Origin of the sequence: Apilactobacillus zhangqiuensis, from assembly GCF_019656215.1 — a bacterium.
In the GTDB taxonomy this organism is placed as follows: Bacteria; Bacillota; Bacilli; order Lactobacillales; family Lactobacillaceae; genus Apilactobacillus; species Apilactobacillus zhangqiuensis.
The window spans coordinates 220,465-239,207 of the sequence record NZ_BPLK01000004.1 but is presented as its reverse complement, the minus strand read 5'-3'; the positions used below and the strand labels follow the sequence as shown (position 1 = coordinate 239,207).

Sequence of the window (18,743 nt, the reverse complement as noted above, 5' to 3'; positions counted from 1 at the left end):
ATCTAAACTATATCATTATAGGAGTAGTATTATGAGTGATTATACTGTAACAACTGCAACAGTTTCATCTCTAAAAGACCATTTATTATTACCTAAATTTCAGCGTGGGTATGTATGGTCTGGAAAGATGCAATTAGAATTAGTAAAGAGTTTACATAATGGGTATCCATTTGGATCATTACTAACCTATAGAAAAGGAAACGAGTCTGAAGATAGATTACTTGATGGTCAACAACGTTGGACCACCATAATTGATTTTAAAAATAATAAAGCTAAATATTTCAAAAAGTTAGAACCTGATTTATATGAAGAAACTTATACAGAATTGAATGGATTACTTGAAGAAAAGGGCGATAAGATAAGTACGAAAGAATTCGATTCTTTGTTATCATCAAATAATAATGATATGAGTTCTCGCGCTGATCTTTCTGATTTAGTTGATGATTTAATGCAAGAACATAATTTTGGTGATAAAGAGCCTAGGGATATTAGAGACCTAATTAAATCACTGCAATCTAAAATTAAAAGTTATCTAAATGTTGAAGATATCCAAATTCCAATAATACAATACACTGGAAGCGAAGCAAATATCGCTGAAGTTTTTGAAAACCTAAATAAAGGCGGAGTTGGATTAAATAAATATGAAATATTTGCAGCCGCTTGGAATCATACTGAATTGAGATTAGGTAGAACTGATTTACAAGACGAACTTCTTAATGAAATAAAGAAATTTTATTTATCAAAATTAGAAAGTGCAGAACAACGAGGATTAGTCCTAGACGGCTTTTCAGAAGATGAATTCACAACAAATAGATGCATTAATCTCTATGAACTAGGTGTCGGAATTGGAAAGATGGTTCAAAAAAGACTTAGATCACTTATTGATAATTCTGAATCAGATATAAATCAAATGGGATTTGGATTGCTTGGCGTGGCTGCTGGAATTGACCCTAAAAAGTTAGGAACCTTGATAGATAAAAATGATTTCTTTAAAGATAATATTGAAAATATTTTAAAGAGATCTATAAATATCTCAGTAAAACTATCTTCTATTTTCGATAAATTATTAAGGCAAAATAGTAAAAAGAATAATGATGTTATTAATTATGAAAGATCTGTTTCTACAGCATATAAAACCCTTTCCTACTTTGCGTCATTATGGGATGTCGATGAAGGATCAGAAGAATATATAAGAATCGTAAATAATATCCCCGTATATTATGTATATGATTTTGTTGGAAGATCATGGGGAAATGCTGGTGATACAAGGTTGTTTGAATATTATCCACAAAAGAATATTAGAACATACTTGAGACAACCTGACCAAGACGATTTTTATAATAAGTTCAAGTCATGGATTTTAGATGAAAATACACTTCCAGAAAATTTCTCCGGACAAGTAAAAAGCTTAGCTACAATACATTCTAATTTGACCTATTTATCAGATTCTGTGAGTTTTGGGGACCCACTAGAAGTGGAACATATTTTTCCTAAAGCTAGAGTTAGAAATATTTCTCAAAGCAAGGAAATAATCTTAGGAAGACTGGGTAACGCCATGTATCTACCTAAGAAACTTAATAACGGTAAAAAGAAAAGAACGTTGTATGAAGTTGAAAACTTTAGTGATTATAAAGAATTAATTGATGAATCGCTATATCCTACAGAAAGTGATTTCCAAGAAGCATTTGAAGACTTGAAGAATGGTAATTTGGATACCATAAATGAAAAGATGCTTAATAGATCATATAAAGTGGCTAAATCAATTATTAATAAGTTGTTAAATACAAAATTTTAGGTTTAAGGAATTGAAAATGAAAAAATCTTTAATTATTCAAAAAAAACTTAGAGATATAAAAGACAGTCTTTCTAAGGCGGTTACTTATAAAGAAATTACAGAAAAACTTCTAAATATAAATGAAAAATTTAAAGTTCCTATTCGATGGATAACCATTCCTAAGGGAACTATTCTTTATAGATCAAGAATTATAGATGATATTTCTAACCTAAAGGATTGGGAAAAAGGGGATTTTTGGGAAGTCCCGGCTAATTTAGTTACTTCTCAGGGAAGAGTCAATTTAAAAGGTGAATCTGTGTTTTATTTATCTGATAATGTCTTACAGACACTTGTGGAGCTAAGGTATGAATATGATACACCAATTGTTTCTTCTGCCTATAGATTAGATAGAAATATAAGTGTAGTGAAAATTGGAGAAGCTTTTCCTGATGAAATGTTGAAAAATGAAGCACTTCAGTTGGATGATGATGACGATCTTATCGCATCTAATATGATAGCGGATTTTTTTAACGATATATTTTCTGCTCCTGTAGGAAAGGGAACAGAATATTTATATATATTTTCTAATGCTGTGGTTAAAAATTTTTATGATCTCCCAATGGAAGTAAGCCAAGGATGGGCATATAGTGCTGTTCAAAATCAGAAATCAACTAATGTTGCTTTAAAAAATGGAGTGGCTGGAAAATACCTAAAATATGAGGGATCGATTTGTTTAATGCCATATGATGGTAATAAATTTTCAATACCACTTTGTTTTAATGATAAATATAAATTAGTGGTAAATGATGATGATTTAAATAAAAAATGGATAACTGATACCTTTAAGTTAACATATCAAAAAATATAAAAAACACCCCGAGGCTTTGTACAAACTTTGGGGTGCTTTTTTTATTTAGAATGTCTCTACATTATATTGAAAATCTATCAAGTAACAAAGTAGTGTAATCATGAATTCGAAATCTTTTCATCATCATAAGATCTTCTTTAACTTAACAAGATTATAGGGAGTTGTTAGCTTGATTGTGAGTTTGGTATTGGTGATTGTTGTAATCATACAATGCCTTTTCAAAATCATGGAATGTGTGAACATCAGTAGGGTCTTCCTTACGACCTTTCTTCAATAATGTTCTTAAGTAATCAATCATACCTGGTGTTGTCTTTACTTGCTTAATTCCATCTATAATTTCTGATTCAGTCATATTAATCGCCTCTATCAATTCAATTTATATCTGAATCCAACTATATAGTAGCACCATAGATGTGAAGTGTTCAGTATTTAGTTCGATAAAATTCAAAATAAAAAAGCTCCCCAAAACGGAGAGCTTTTTTATTATTGTGTTATTTCCACTTTATCTAGTTTTACCTTAAATCCAGCGTTGGATAGGGTACCAGTAAGTGTAATGTTCTTAGTACCGTATTTGGCTGAGTAACGGTAGGTATTACCTTTACCAGTATCAGAGTTTGAATTATAGATACGATCACTATTGTGTTGAGTTAAGTACACGTAAGTTGATTCGTTGGCAGCAACTTTCTTTAATTCTTGTTGATCCTTGATTGCTGAACTGGCTTGCTTACTCAAAGATGTTTGAATGTAGAAATCTTTTCCTACAGGTAGGACAACAAAAATAAGTACAGCAAGGAATACTAGAATAATGATATTTCTGATTGCCTTCATCATGGCACCTCCTTTGAATTTTATAATAATAAGAATATACCACTTTATAAACTTAATGAAAATGACAAACTATTGTCATCATTTTGTATTAACTTCTTAAAAGGTTGATATGACATGATTTTTATGGTCTTCTTTAATGCAATTAAAATAATTTCTGTGCTATTATGTGGTTAGCAAAAAGCAAAGGCAGGTTACATTATGCAAATGAAGATGAGCAAATGGTTTTCACTTGGCGTTGGGGTATATGTAATCTTAACTATTATTGATGGCTTTTTAGAAGGATTTTACTACCAATCACCATCAACTTGGCGCACTCTAATGGGCGTAAGAGTCGTTAATAATTTTAACCCCGGGGAATATAATTTTAATCTATTGATTACATGGAAGACATTGATTTACTTCGTTGTCATCATGTTCATTTGGATGGCAGTCTACGGATTAATAGATTACATGCTAAAGAGTAATAAAAAGAACGGCTAACCCTAGCCGTTCTTTTCTTTTGTATAAATCGCAAATGGTTCTTCTGTTTTTTGGAATGTGAAACCAGCACGTTCAGCAACGTGTCTGCTCTTTTCATTTTCAACTTCAGCTTTAATAGTTAGCTTTTCCATATCAAAGAAGTTAAATGCATAACTAACAAGTGATTGAAGGCTGTTATACATGATTCCTTTACCTTGATATTCGCTGGATAACCAGTAGCCAATTTCAGCAGTATGGTTAACTTCATCAACATTGTGTAGATCAATCATACCGACTGGTTTTGCACCATTTAAAATTGCTAGAACGAATATATTGTGTTCCTTAGCATAGCGAATGAATTTTGCTTCGTCATCAATTGATTGCATATCCTTAGCCCATGGTAGCCACTTGGCTAATTCTTCGCGATCGTTCTTAATGATGTCGTAAATTTCGGTGGACATAAATTCTTCGACTAACGCTAGACCATAATTTTGTCTATCTAGCTTAAATTCAGCGATATTATTCATAATTATCACTTCCTACCATTTTGATTTCAGTATACTCTATGGTATTGCAAAATGCACTGTTTATATTTACATAACTTTTACATAATTTTTATAGCAAATTTACATGGCGGGAATATATTAAAGATGTTCCATAAATAATTCATCAGGAGATGACGCTAATGATTTCCAAAGCCAAATTAATGAGTGGCTTATTGCTATTTTTAACACTTTCAAGTACTGGGGTGGGCGCTTCAGCCAAGACTAAGGCACCAAGTGCCAAGAAGAATGGAAACGTCGTGACAATCTATCTTGCTCGACACGGGCAGACCACCGGGAACGTTTTGACGTTGAACGAAGGTTGGGATGACTATCCACTGACACCACAGGGTGACCAGGTTGCCAAACAGGTGGGAGCAGGACTTCGTGGCATTCACTTTACTCAGGCAGCATGTGGTAAATTGGTTCGTCATTTAGACACAATCAAAGACATGTTGGACTATTCCGGTAACAGCAAACTAACTGTTCTAGAAACTCCACAGTTTAGAGAAGCGGGTAGTGGTAAGTACGAATTATACAATGGGGATCAAAGCGACAAACTTGTGAATGACTATTATCACGTAAAGGATGATGCAGCACTATCAAAGAAGTTTGGTACCCAATTTGTACCAAAGACAATCCAAGCGATTTATGAAATCGACAAAAAGACCGATTCACTTCCAAAAGCAGACCGTGCTGAATCAGCTAATCAAGTAATTAAAAGAGAAGCAGCCGGCATTAAGCGAGTTGCTAAACTAACTAAGAACAAGAACGGTAAAAATGCACTAGTAGTTAGTTCGGGATATGTAATTGCTGCATACCTATCTAAGTATGACCACAACTTAAGCAAGGCTGACAAAAAGCTACTAAGCACAGGCTCAATTCCTAACTCAGGGGTTACCAAAGTCTACTACAACGTTAAGACCGGTAAGGTTACATTTGGAAAGGTTGGTGATCTAAGTTACGCCCAAAAGGGTGCTAAGTATCTACAAAGCCACAAGGTGAAGGAATCAGCTAGCATGAAAGTTGATTACGAAAAATAATTAAGATGACTTGTATTTTGAACGAATAACATGAATAAAGGCCACACTTGGCTAATTCGTCGACTGGATGCATGGTGATTATGGTAGGTAATTGTCGTTTATCTCCAGCCGAAAAGATTAATTGATCGATTATAGTTTCCGTAATCACTATTAATAATTAACATCACGCCATGAGGAATTTAATCCTTTACCTCATACCTTACTTACAGTGCTGTTAGGTCTCGCGTTCATAGAATTAGCCAAGATAAAACAAAAAGCAATCCGACAAAGGATTGCTTTTTGTGTATAATAACAGTAACCAATATTGGGGGAGGAAGAACATGTTAAAAAAGACATTTAATTGGTTCTCATACGGTATCATCTTGTACCTAGTTCTAATTTTACTTGATAGTTTTGTAGAACTTTTGGTGCATGCAAAGGGTGCCTGGGTATCACTATTAGGTTTTAACATTATCAAGCTAAAGGGATTCTTGAACTTCAACATCGAATTAGATGTAAAAGCACTCCTAATCTTTTGCGCATTCATCTTTGTTTGGACTGTTAGCTACATCATCTACCATTTCGTAGCTGAAAACGAAGAACAAGCATAATAAAAGAACGACTGTTATAGTCGTTCTTTTTTATTTTCTTTCATGTCTCTTAATTCTTTTTCGATTCTTAGCATGTGGGTGTCGAAGTTTTCAATCTTGTGTTCTAAGTGGTCGATGGCTTTTTGCATCTTATCGCGTTTTTCTTCCATTAGACGCTTTTGTTCGACTAGTAGGGCTAATTGTTCATCTTCACTGTCTTTGACGTTATCGAATAGGTTAATGTATTGCTTCAAAGTGCTGATTTCCATTCCGGCATCACGCATTTTCTTCGCAAAACTAATTCGTCTAATCGCATGATCATCGAAGTCTCGTACGCCAGATTTGTTTCTATCGACGGCGGGGATGATGTGTTCCTTTTCGTAATAACGAATGGTAGATGCTGGAACTTCGGTAATTTGGCTGGCTTCTTTAATGTTCAAATTTTTTCACCTCAATGTCTTGCCTTAAAGTTGGCTTTAAGTAATATGATTACTTTATCATATTTTTAGGAGGACACAAGCATGAAGTATAAATTTGGCATCATCCTGCCAATTATTTTAATTAGCTATTTTTTGATTTTATTGGATAATTCCGTCGTATTTACTAGTACGGTTCAAATCGCCAACAGCTTACACATGACCAGTCAAAGTGTCGCATGGATTACCAACATCTATGCATTAGTCTTCGGTAGTCTGTTGCTACTAGGGGGTCGTCTGGGGGATTTGTATGGAAGAAAACCAGTCTTCTTAACTGGTCTGATTATCTTCACATTATTCTCGTTACTAGTCGGTCTAGCACCAAACGGTTTATTCATCATCGTGATGCGCGCATTTCAAGGGATTGGTTCAGCCATCTTAGCACCAACATCATTGGCGTTACTACTTGATACCTATGAAGGTAAGCAACGTGAGAAGGCCATCTCGTTTTACGGTGTGACTGCCGGATTGGGTGCTAGTGTTGGACTAATCATCGGGGGATTAGTCACCACTTTTTATTCTTGGCGACTAGGTTTTCTAATCAACGTTCCATTGGGCATTTTACTAATTCTATTAACCATTTTCTTTGTTCCTAAAGTCAATACAAGAATTCACGCTCATTTGGACTATATCGGCTCATTTTTGTCCGTTTTAGCCATTTTATCATTGGTTAATGCAATTAATGGTGCTGGACACAAAGGGATGTTTATCGTCGCTTTTATCGTGTTATTGGTTATCTTTTTATACCGTGAAGTTAAGATTGATAATCCCATTATGCCAATGGCGATTTTCAAAGATCAAGAACGTGTTTCCGCATATATCGCTAGATTCTTTTATATCGGATCAATGTTTTCATTCTTCTTTTTAGTCCCACAAGTACTTCAAAAGTACTATGGCTTCACGCCGCTATTATCTGCATTTGGTTTCATGCCAGAAACGATTCCACAATTCTTATTCGGGATGCTTCAATCCAAGCTCTCAAGTAAATATAAAAACGAAAACCTATTACTATTTGGTACTATCGTGACCTTGCTGGGAGTCTTAATGCTATTCGGTCTAGATTTAAAACACGGCTACATGATTTCAGGGGCATTACCAATGATTGTGATTGGAATCGGTCAAGGGTTCTCGTTCGGTCCACTGACAGTATCAGGGGTTGCCAATACGCCGAAGGAATTGGGTGGGGCAACTTCCAGTGCCGTTAACGTCTTCCACCAATTAGGGAGTTCCATTCTATTGTCACTAGTGGTAACTTTGACCGCCGGAATTACCAATGTGATTACCGCTTATCACTATCAAACACTATTAATGTCGTTATTGATGTTGGTTCCATTAATTATGGCGATTAATATCAAACGACTTCATCAAAAATAAATGTAGCCAAAGATACATGTATCCATTTATCCATGTAGCCAAGATAATTGAAACAAAAAATACTGCTCAATTGGGCAGTATTTTTATTTCAAACAATTAGATTTTTTTATAAAAATAAGCGTTATTTTAATAGACACAATATGTACACAATTGCTTTAATGTTGTTACATCAGTCATTCACCTTCATCTCATTTTTTATCAAATCATTACTGTTGAATGAAATTTAAACAAAACTTAAACTATCTATTTTCTAATCTTTTCTATTTTTGCGATGCCCGTAAGTCAATATTTCAATCGATTTGATTAAAGAAATATTATCAAAAGTTAATCAAACGTTGGTATATCAGCAGTTTAGCCTCTTGATGGAATGTAAAATCTGATTATAATTTTTCTTGCTGAAAAAATTTATTTTTCGACGGGAGGTTAATAAATTGTTATACAACCACAAACAGTTCAGAAAAAATTCTGACAAGAAAATTATGAGAAAAGTAAAGAAAAATTGGGTTGTTTTATCAGTAGCTTCATTTGCATTAATCGGCTCAGCTGCTGTAATCCAATCTAATCAAAATGTTGCATTTGCGAGTGAAACTCAAGTTTCTGCAAATTCAACCACAAATAAAAATAATAACGACAATAATATCTCAACAATAGACAGTCAAAAAAATGACGCAAAAGCACAATTAGATACCGAAGCTAGCAAGGTTAAGGATGACATCAGTAATGATGTTTCTTTGTCTCAATCTGACAAGGATAGCCAAAAGGCTGAAGTAGATTCATACAAGGTAGCTGGCGAACAATCAATCGATAGTGCCAAAGATGCTAACAGCATTAACCAAGCACTAATTGATGGTAAGAATAACATTGACGCAAGTCATGTTGCAGGCCATAACAACACTGACTCAAATGAATCTAGCAGTGCTAGTTCAAGTGCTAATCAAAGCTCAAATGATATTAAATCACAACAATCAAGCACCTCATCAGTGGCTTCTTTAGCAAGCTCTGCATCAAGTTCGTCACATGCTAAAGAGGGACTATCATTGAGAGACAGCGGATCAAGTGCTCCTGCTGATAGCAACACCTTCATTACTGGACCTGGTGGAGCAAATGGTACCCAATATAAGAATGCCATTGCCAACACTAAGTTAACTTATAACGGGGTAAATTATGACCCTTCTACTAATAAATACATGATTAACTTCCAATTTGGATCTGAAGTAATTAGTAGTACCGGTGGTGCTGACCGTGTTTTAGAGTTTGCATTGAACTTGAGTCCAAATCTATCAAGCAGAGTTAGCAAGGTAACTGTTACCAATGATGATGGTACTAAAGACCTAACCATGAATAATGGTAGATATTATATTAAGTACAAGACAGGTAAAGTTGTCGGTGGAAATATTGATCTAGCAGTTTATGTTGATCCAATTAAGGCAACTCCTGGGGACTGGATTTCAGCATTCATGTCCACACATAGAGAAAATAGCAGGGGAGAACTTATTAACTTTAGTACTCAAATTGCCTTCTCATCCACTAGAAGTTTGACATATGACCAATTCGGCAATGACTTTAATTCTAAATTACTTGCCCAATTGCAAGGTAAAGTTTTAAATGACTTAAATCAAACCTCTCCATTGAGCCAAACTACCCAACTTAAGAATAACTATGTTTCTCAAATCAACGCTGTTACAACCAGTGATGATTTCGTTAATGTTTTAAACTCTATTAAAAATTCATACAAAGCAGATAACAGTTCGTTATCTAATGCGATTTCACAACTAAACAGTCAAGCCGCAACTTCTACAAACAATGTTTCCAATCTTGGTAACTTACCTGCTAATGATAAGCAAACCGCTAACAATTGGATTAAGAGTGCTTTACAAACCGCTCAATCGAATGTGATGGGTGTTTCTCAATCAAGTGACATTGCGGGTGCTTTATCAGATGGTATTAATTCCATTAAGAAAATTGAATTACAAGCAACTATTAATTCAGCTATTAATGATATTAACAATGCGGTTGTAAATACCACTAATAAAATCAATTCGGATATTACACTGTCTAAAGAAAAGTCAGATAGACAACTTAGATTAGTTTCAGTCGATAAGACTTATTACACTGGGTTGATTCAATCAAGTAACGATTTATCAAAGATTTCAGGTGTACGTGATAATGCTGTTAACCAAATTAATGGTGATTACACTCCGGGAACTCCTTTAAGTACGCAAAAACAAACGGCCAAAGATAGTTTAGATAATGAAGCCAACAAAATTAAAGCTGCAATTGATGCTGATAATACATTGACCAATGATGAAAAGAATCGTCAAAAGAGTAATGTGGATAGCATTAAAGCAGCAACACAATCCCAGATTGATTCTGCCACTAATGCTGATGGTATAAACGATGCACAAAGCCAAGGGATTGCTTCAATCGACAATGCACATCAAACAAGCTCAACCTCATTATCTGATCAAAAGAGTAATGCTAAATCTCAATTAGATGCTGAAGCAGATAAGGTAAAACAACAAATCGATGCTGACAATACTTTGACTAGTGCAGAAAAAAACAGTCAAAAAGCTAATGTCGATAGTGTAAAGGCGACTGATCAAGGAAAAATTGACGCTGCTACAAACGCTGATGACGTTATCACAGCATACCAACAAGGTATCAAAGACATTGATGCGCAATATGTTGCCGGCAAAACATCAGTAGCTGATCAACAAGCGAATTCAAAAGCCCAATTGGACGCTGAAGCAACCAAGGTAAAACAACAAATTGATGCTGATAATAGTTTAACTAGCTCAGAAAAAGCAACTCAAAAAGCCAATGTCGATAGTGTAAAAGCAATTGATCAAGGAAAAATTGATGCTGCAACCAATGCTGATGACATTAATGCAGCATACCAACAAGGAATTCAAGATATCGATGGTCAATATACCACAGCAAAGACCTCACTACCTGACCAAAAATCTAATGCGAAAGCCCAATTAGATGCTGAGGCCACTAAGGTAAAACAACAAATTGATGCTGACAATAGTTTAACTAGCGCAGAAAAAGCAACTCAAAAATCTAATGTCGATAGTGTAAAAGCAACTGCTCAAGGAAAAATTGACGCCGCAACTAATGCTGATGATATCAACACAGCATATCAACAAGGTATCAAAGACATTGATGCTCAATACGTTGCTGGCAAGACATCAGTAGCTGATCAACAATCCAATGCGAAAGCCCAATTGGATGCTGAAGCAACCAAGGTCAAAAAGCAAATTGAATCTGACAATACTTTGACTAGTGCGGAAAAAGCAAAGCAAAAAGCTAATGTTGACAGCACTAAATCAATTGATCAAACTGCTATTGATACGGCAACCAATGCTGATGATATTAATACTGCATACCACAAGGGAATCCAAGACATTGATAATCAATACATTCCTGGTAAGACATCGTTAGCGGACCAAAAGACTAACGCTAAGGCTGATTTAGATGCCCAAGCAGCTAAGATTAAAAATGATATCGCAAATGATGCTACATTAACGCAAGATCAAAAGAATGACCAAATGAATCAGTTAGCAGCTGATAAAGTCGCTGCTGAGCAAGCAATTGATAATGCTGCTGATGCTGATGGTATTAATAAGGCATTGGGTGATGGTAATTTGAATATGGAAGCGGACCATCAACCTGGCCAAGCGATTGATAATCAAAAGGCATCTGCTAAACAAGCTATTCAAGCTGAGGCTAACAAGGTAAAAGCTGCCATTTCTGCCGATTCCAGTTTGACTAGTGAAGAAAAAGCCAAGCAAAAGAATGCTGTAGATTCAGCTTCTGCCGCTGCCCAAACTAATATTGACGGTTTAACAAACGCCGACGATATCAATTCAGCAATCAAACAAGGTATTTCCAACGTTGATGGAAAATACGTGGCTGGTACATCATTAGACACACAAAAAGCTAACGCTAAGTCACTACTAAATGATGAGGCCAACAATATCAAACAAGCTATTGCAAATGATGCAACATTAACCAATGACCAAAAGAACATTCAAATGGCCAGAGTTGATTCAGATAAAGCAGCTGCGGAAGCCGACATCGATAACGCTGCTGATGCTGACGGAGTTAATAAAGCAATTACCAATGGAAAAACCAAAATTGATAGTGACCATCAACCAGGCCAATCACTAGATACTCAAAAGGCTAATGCTAAGAGTCAATTAGATGCTCAAGCAGCCAAGATTAAGAGTGACATCGAAAATGATGCAACATTAACTAACGATGAAAAGAATGCGCAAATCGCCAAGGTTGATTCAGACACATCTGCTGGAAAACAAGCAATTGATAACGCTTCTGACGCTGATGGCATTAACAAAGCAACTAAAGATAGCAATGATCAAATTGCTTCAGACCACCAAGCTGGTACTTCAGTTAATAGCCAAAAGGATTCTAATAATGCCAACTTAGACGCAGAAGCAACTAAGGTTAAGAACCAAATTGATGCTGATGTTTCATTAACTAGTGCTGAAAAAGCTGAACAAAAGAACAATGTCGAAAATGTGAAATCAGCTGCCCACTCTAAGATTGATTCAGCAGTTAATGCTGATGATATTAAGTCAGCATACGACCAAGGGATTAAAGACATTGATGCTCAATATGTTCCAGGCAAGAATTCACTAGCTGATCAAAAGACCAATGCCAAGTCACAACTAGATGCTAAAGCAGCTAAGGTCAAACAAGACATCGTAAATGACGCCACATTAACTCAAATTCAAAAGAATGAACAAATCGCTATGGTTGATGCTGACAAAGAATCAGCTGAAACAGCAATTGACGTCGCTAAAGATGCTGATGCTGTTAATAAAGCAATTAGTGATGGTAATAAAAATATTGACTCAGACCACCAACCAGGTAAGTCACTTGCTGACCAAAAAGCTGATGCCAAAGCAGCTATTCAAGCAGAAGCTAGTAAGATTAAGTCTGAAATTGACGCAGATTCAACTTTAACTAGTGCTGAAAAAGCTGCTCAAAAGGATAAGGTTGATATTGTAAGTGCTGCTGACCAAAGTAAGATTGATGGTTTAACCAATGTCGATGACATTCATGCTCAAATCACTCAAAGTGTGAGCGATATTGATATTCAACATCAGTCTGGTAAGGACTTAAATGACCAAAAACAAGCAGCTAAAGCTCAACTGGATGCCACAGCAGATAAGATTAAGCAAGACATTGAAAATGACGTTACATTAACTCAAGCTGACAAGGATGCACAAAAGGCGAAGGTGGATTCAGATACATCCGCTGGGAAACAAGCAATTGATAATGCGGAAAATGCTGATAGCATTAACCAAGCTATTCAAGAAAATAATGATAAGATTGCTTCCGACCATGTTTCACATCAATCGGTAGATGACCAAAAGACAAATGCTAAGAAGCAATTGGATGCCCAAGCAGCAAAGGTTAAGCAAGATATCTCAAATGATACAACTTTAACTAAGGCGCAAAAGGATGCCCAAATGGCTCAAGTTGATTCTGATAGAGAATCTGCAGAAAAGGCCATCGATAGCGCCAATGATGCTGAAGGTATTAAGGAAGCAATCGATAGTGGCAACGATAAGATTAATAAGGACCACGTACAAGGAGATTCTGTAGATACTCAAAAGGCAAACGCTAAGAAACAATTGGACAATCAAGCAGCTAAGGTTAAAAATGACATCGCCAATGATAATACATTGACCAAAGCTGAAAAGGATGCCCAAATGGCCAAGGTAGATGCTGATAAGACATCTGGTGAAAAAGCCATTGACAGTGCTGAAAATGCTGATGATATTAACAAGTTAATTAGTGACACTAGCGATAAAATCAACGGTGATCATGTGCCAGGACAATCTGTAAATGATCAAAAGACAGCCAAGAAGGCTGAACTAGATGCAGAAGCAAACAAGATTAAGGCAGCCATCGATGCTGACAATACACTAACTCAAGCTCAAAAGGATGCTCAAAAGGCTAATGTTGATGCAGATGTTGCTGATGGTAAGAAAGCCATCGATAATGCATCCGATGCTGAAAGCATCAAACAAGTTATTGATAGCAGTAATGCGAAGATTGATGGTGAACATCAACCAGGTAAGTCCGTTGATGACCAAAAGGCAAACGCTAAATCATCACTTGATTCAGAAGCGAACAAGGTTAAGGCAGCCATTGATGCTGACAACACTTTGACTAGTGCAGAAAAGCAACAACAAAAGAATAATGTGGATCAAGTTAACCAAGCTGCTAAGGATAAGATTGACGCTGCATCCAGCGCTGATGAAATTAACGATTTAGTTTCACGAAACAGTCAATCTATTGATGCTCAACATCAACCAGGCAAGTCAGTTAGTGATCAAAAAAATGCTGCTAAGAATCAATTAGATGCAGAAGCTAAGAAGATTAAAGATGCAATTGATGCTGACCAAACCTTGAGTCAATCAGAAAAAGATGCTCAAAAATCAGCAGTTGATGCAGACGTCGTTTCCGGTAAACAGACAATTGATAACTCATCAGACGCTGACAGCATTAATAAAGCTATCGGCGACACCAATGATAAGATTGACGGCGAACATGTATCTGGCAAACCATTGTCTGACCAAAAGACAAATGCTAAGAGTCAATTGGATGCTTATGCCGAAAGCATTAAGAATGCAATCGATAATGATGCAACATTAACTCAATCTGAAAAAGATGCTCAAAAAGATAAAGTCGATGACGATGTCAAAGCTGGTAAGCAAGAAATTGATAATGCAAATGATGCTGATAGTATCAATAAGCTAGTGAGTGATACTAACGACAAGGTCAAAAACGAGCACCAACCAGGTACATCTGTGGCTAATCAAAAGACAAACGCTAAGAAGCAATTGGATGATCAAGCAGATAAAGTTAAGAAGGATATTCAAAATGATCCAACACTAACTCAAACTGAAAAGAACAATCAAATGGCTAAGGTGGATTCTGATGTTACTGCTGGTAAGCAAGCAATTGATAATTCATCAGATGCAGATAGCATTAATAAGGCAGTCAGTGATGCTAACGACAAGGTTTCTGCGAACCATGTTTCAGGAACTTCATTAGATAATCAAAAGACAGCTGCAAATGCCAAATTAGATGCAGAAGCAAATAAGACAAAGGCAGCCATTGATGCGGACAACACTTTAACAAGTGCCGAAAAAACAACCCAAAAGGCGAAGGTGGATTCAGATGTCGCTACTGGTAAGCAAAACATCGAAAAAGCTACAGATGCAGATAGCATCAATAAATTAGTAAACGATACTAATGAACAAGTAGATGCAGAACATGTACCAGGACAATCATTAGACGCTCAAAAACAAGCTGCTAAACAAGCTGCTGAAGATAAAGCAAAGCAAACTAAGGCGGCCATTGATGCGGATAACACTTTAACCAGTGCTGAAAAGACTTCTCAAAAGAATAAGGTAGATAGTGAAAATGCAACTGCCCAAGATAAGATTGATGCTGCAACTAATGCTGATGATATTAATTCATTAAGTGACCGAATGATTGGTGACATTGCCCAAAGCTATGTGCCGGGAACATCATTAGATGCCCAAAAGCAAGCAGCAAAAGATAAACTATCTCAACATGTGCAAGATTTAATCAACCAAATTTTTGGTGATGACACATTAACACAAGCGGAAAAGGATGCTCAAAAGGATAAGGTAGATAATGATAAGGCAGCCGCTGAAAAATCCATTGATGCTGCATCTGACGCTGACAATATTAACCAAGCGTTAAGTGATGCCCGTCCAAAACTTGATGCTGATTACATTCCCGGAGCTTCATTATCAGATCAAAAGAATGCTGCTAAGACTAAATTAGATGAAACGGCTGCTAAGACTAAGAATGCCATCGCAAATGACGCAACATTAACCCAAACTGAAAAGAACAATCAAATGGCCAAGGTTGACTCAGATGTCACTGCCGGAAAACAAGCTATCAACAACGCTAAAAATTCTGACAGTATCAATAAAGCTGTAGATGATACCAGTGCCCAAGTTAATGATGATCATAAATCTGCTGATTCAATTGATACACAAAAGGCAAACGCTAAGAATCAATTGACTGCAAAAGCAGATAAGATTAAGCAAGACATTGAAAACGATGCAACATTGACGCAAGCAGAAAAGGAATCACAAAAAACTAAGGTTGAAGACGATGTAAAATCTGGTAACCAAGCCATCGATAACGCATCTGACGCTGACTCAATCAACAAGGCTGGAAGTGATTCAGATTCTCAAGTTAGTTCTGAACATAAACCTGCTGATTCATTAGATGTTCAAAAGGAAAATGCTAAATCAGCAATTGATGAAGCGGCAAAGAACACCAAGGCAGCCATCGATGCAGATAACACTCTAACTAGTGATGAAAAAGAATCACAAAAATCTAAGGTTGATGAAAATGCGACAGCAAGTAAGCAAGCAATTGATAATGCCCAAGATGCCGATAATATTAATGGTTCGGTAAGCTTAGGCAAGACTGATGTTAGTGACGTGCATAAGTCTGCTGATTCAATTGATACTCAAAAGAATGCTGCTAAATCACAATTAGATGCAAATACAGCCAAGATTAAGCAAGACATCGCAAATGATGACACCCTAACTCAAGCCGAAAAAGATGCTCAAACTAAGCAAGTAGATGCTGATAAAGCTACAGCTGAACAAGCCATTGATAATGCTTCAGATGCTGATGGAATTAACCAAGCATTAAAAGATGGTAATACCAAGACATCCGGTGATCATAAACCAGGTAATTCTACCAATGATCAAAAAGCTGCTGCTAAGAAGAAACTAGATGCAGAAGCAGAAAAGATTAAGAATGCCATCGACAATGATGTCACATTAAACAGCACTGAAAAAGCACAACAAAAGCAAAATGTAGATAGCCAAAACCAAGCTGCCAAAGATAAAGTTGATGCTCAAACTAACGCTGACAACATCAATACTTTAACTGCTCAAGGTGTCGAAGAAATCGATACTCAATATGTACCTGGTAAGGTTTCATTGGGTGATCAAAAGACTAATGCCAAGGCTAAACTGGAAGAAGAAGCAACCAAGGTTAAGAACGACATCTTAAATGACGCCACATTAACTAAGGCTGAAAAGGATGCTCAAATCAATAAAGTAGATGCTGACAAAGCAGCTGCTGAACAAGCCATTGACAACGCATCAGATGCCGACAGTATTAACCAAGCCATCAGCAATGGTAATGCAAAGATTGATGCAGACCATGTTTCTGGTCAATCAGTTGATGATCAAAAGACAGCTGCTAAGGATGCTATCAATAATGAAGCCAACAAGGTTAAGGCAGCCATTGATGCTGATAAGACTTTGAGTAAGGCTGAAAAGAAACGTCAAAGAAACAACGTTGAACGTGCTCAAGCGGATGCACAAGCAGCCATTGATGGTTTGACTAATGCTGATGACATTAACGCAGCAGTTGCTGATTACATCCAAATCATTGATGCTCAACACATTAAGAAACAAAATAACGGAAGTGGCCCTGAACAAACTATTCCACGTAATGTATACATGGTTAAGAACTTCTACAGATACCTAAGCACCACCTTCACTAAGAAGAACCGTGTTCAAGGTTACAAGGCTACATCCCGTCCAAACGCTGTAATGTTTAGAATCATCGGCGAAACTACCAACAATAACGGAGTAAAGAGATACAAGGTATATCAAATTGTTGTTAAGAAGAATGGTTTATTTAAAGTGGACCGTAAGAAGTGGGGTTACATCACTGCTAGACCTTCTTACATGAGACCTTTGTATTACAGTAGCAATGTTCAACAAATTAAGGTTATTGGTAGAGGAATCCGTGAATACAAGAACGTTAAGTTGAGTAAGGCTGTTAAAGGCTACAAACATGGCACTGTTTTGAAGGTTAAGGCAGTGAAGAAGTATGGTAGCACTTACAGATTACAATTAACTAACGGTCACTACATTACTGCTAACAAGAACTTGGTTCGTAAGCAAACAACACCACGTAACGTCTACATGGTTAAAGGATTCTACAGATACTCAAGTGTCAACTTCAGTCACAAGAACAGAATCCAAGGTTACAAGAAACAAGCCCGTCCAAACGCTGTGATGTTCAGAATTGTTGGCGAAACTATCAACAAGAATGGACTAAAGAGATACAAGGTTAACCAAATTGTACGTAATAAGAAGGGACTATTTAGAGTAGATCGCAAGAAGTGGGGTTACATCACCACTAAGCCTTCATACGTAAAACCTTTGTACTACAGCAGCAAGATTCGCGCGGTTCGCGTAATCAGTTCTAGAATCCGTGCCTACAAGAACATTAAGTTAACCAAGTCCGTGAAGTCATACAAACGCGGAACTGTTTTGAATGTTAAAGCAGTGAAGAAGGTTGGTACTACTTACAGATTGCAATTAACTAATGGTAGTTACATTAGTGCTAACAAAAACTTAGTTCAAAAAATTAAATAACATTTGCTTAAAGTAATTTAGGTAAACAAAAAAGACTGCTCAAACGAGCAGCCTTTTTTATTTTTTATGACGATCTTTAATCCACATGATAACAGTGACAAATAAAGCGATAATTAATACTAGATGAAAGATAGTACCGACAGTGGTGTGCGGTAAGATATCATTACTAATTAGCGCTAAATTGATTAATAATAGGACAATCATCAAGATTGTGTAGATGTTTTTCATTGGTGAAAACCTCCGAAGTATTTGTCATTATTATATCTTTAATTGGACAACTTTACCAATTCCAAAACTGTAACATAATCTTAGTAAAATCT

12 protein-coding genes are annotated in these 18,743 nt (G+C 36.3%); 7 read left to right on the top strand and 5 right to left on the bottom strand.

Annotated features, from left to right (window positions below):
* The first annotated feature begins 31 nt into the window (after nt 1-31).
* The gene (locus K5Q07_RS05275) at nt 32-1,795 is read left to right on the top strand and encodes a DUF262 domain-containing protein (protein WP_220730038.1); all 1,764 of its coding nucleotides are present in this window, start codon (nt 32-34) and stop codon (nt 1,793-1,795) included.
* Nucleotides 1,796-1,811: 16 nt separating this feature from the next.
* Entirely contained in the window at nt 1,812-2,642 is an 831-nt protein-coding gene (locus tag K5Q07_RS05270; protein WP_220730037.1) for a hypothetical protein, read from the top strand.
* Nucleotides 2,643-2,793: 151 nt separating this feature from the next.
* On the opposite strand, the gene K5Q07_RS05265 is transcribed toward K5Q07_RS05270, so the two are convergent.
* A complete protein-coding gene (locus K5Q07_RS05265; protein ID WP_220730036.1) occupies nt 2,794-2,994 on the bottom strand; it encodes a hypothetical protein in 201 nt (66 codons plus the stop codon).
* Nucleotides 2,995-3,125: 131 nt separating this feature from the next.
* Nucleotides 3,126-3,470 carry a hypothetical protein gene (locus K5Q07_RS05260; protein WP_220730035.1) on the bottom strand — a complete coding sequence of 115 codons (345 nt, stop codon included), beginning with the start codon at nt 3,468-3,470 and terminating at the stop codon, nt 3,126-3,128.
* A gap of 210 nt (nt 3,471-3,680) precedes the next feature.
* On the opposite strand from K5Q07_RS05260, the gene K5Q07_RS05255 reads away from it, so the two are divergent.
* A complete protein-coding gene (locus tag K5Q07_RS05255; protein ID WP_220730034.1) occupies nt 3,681-3,950 on the top strand; it encodes a hypothetical protein in 270 nt (89 codons plus the stop codon).
* Nucleotides 3,951-3,952: 2 nt separating this feature from the next.
* Here the strand turns inward: K5Q07_RS05255 and K5Q07_RS05250 are convergent, their stop codons facing one another.
* The gene (locus K5Q07_RS05250; protein ID WP_220730033.1) at nt 3,953-4,456 is read right to left on the bottom strand and encodes a GNAT family N-acetyltransferase; all 504 of its coding nucleotides are present in this window, start codon (nt 4,454-4,456) and stop codon (nt 3,953-3,955) included.
* Between the two features lie 158 nt (nt 4,457-4,614).
* Here K5Q07_RS05250 and K5Q07_RS05245 point away from each other — a divergent pair, with 158 nt between their 5' ends.
* Complete coding sequence (locus K5Q07_RS05245) at nt 4,615-5,514, top strand: histidine phosphatase family protein (RefSeq protein WP_220730032.1); 900 nt, start codon at nt 4,615-4,617, stop codon at nt 5,512-5,514.
* A gap of 320 nt (nt 5,515-5,834) precedes the next feature.
* Nucleotides 5,835-6,104, top strand: a complete 270-nt coding sequence (locus tag K5Q07_RS05240; RefSeq protein WP_220730031.1) for a hypothetical protein — start codon at nt 5,835-5,837, stop codon at nt 6,102-6,104.
* Between the two features lie 14 nt (nt 6,105-6,118).
* On the opposite strand, the gene K5Q07_RS05235 is transcribed toward K5Q07_RS05240, so the two are convergent.
* Nucleotides 6,119-6,523, bottom strand: coding sequence for a MerR family transcriptional regulator (locus tag K5Q07_RS05235; protein ID WP_220730030.1), 405 nt, complete (start codon nt 6,521-6,523; stop codon nt 6,119-6,121).
* 81 nt (nt 6,524-6,604) lie between these two features.
* On the opposite strand from K5Q07_RS05235, the gene K5Q07_RS05230 reads away from it, so the two are divergent.
* Both K5Q07_RS05230 and K5Q07_RS05225 read left to right on the top strand, forming a co-directional pair.
* Entirely contained in the window at nt 6,605-7,933 is a 1,329-nt protein-coding gene (locus K5Q07_RS05230) for an MFS transporter (RefSeq protein ID WP_220730029.1), read from the top strand.
* Between the two features lie 431 nt (nt 7,934-8,364).
* Nucleotides 8,365-18,423, top strand: a complete 10,059-nt coding sequence (locus K5Q07_RS05225; RefSeq protein WP_220730028.1) for a DUF1542 domain-containing protein — start codon at nt 8,365-8,367, stop codon at nt 18,421-18,423.
* 57 nt (nt 18,424-18,480) lie between these two features.
* Here K5Q07_RS05225 and K5Q07_RS05220 read toward each other — a convergent pair whose 3' ends face one another.
* Nucleotides 18,481-18,651: a hypothetical protein gene (locus K5Q07_RS05220; protein WP_220730027.1), complete on the bottom strand. Its 171-nt coding sequence runs from the start codon at nt 18,649-18,651 to the stop codon at nt 18,481-18,483.
* Nucleotides 18,652-18,743: the final 92 nt, after the last annotated feature.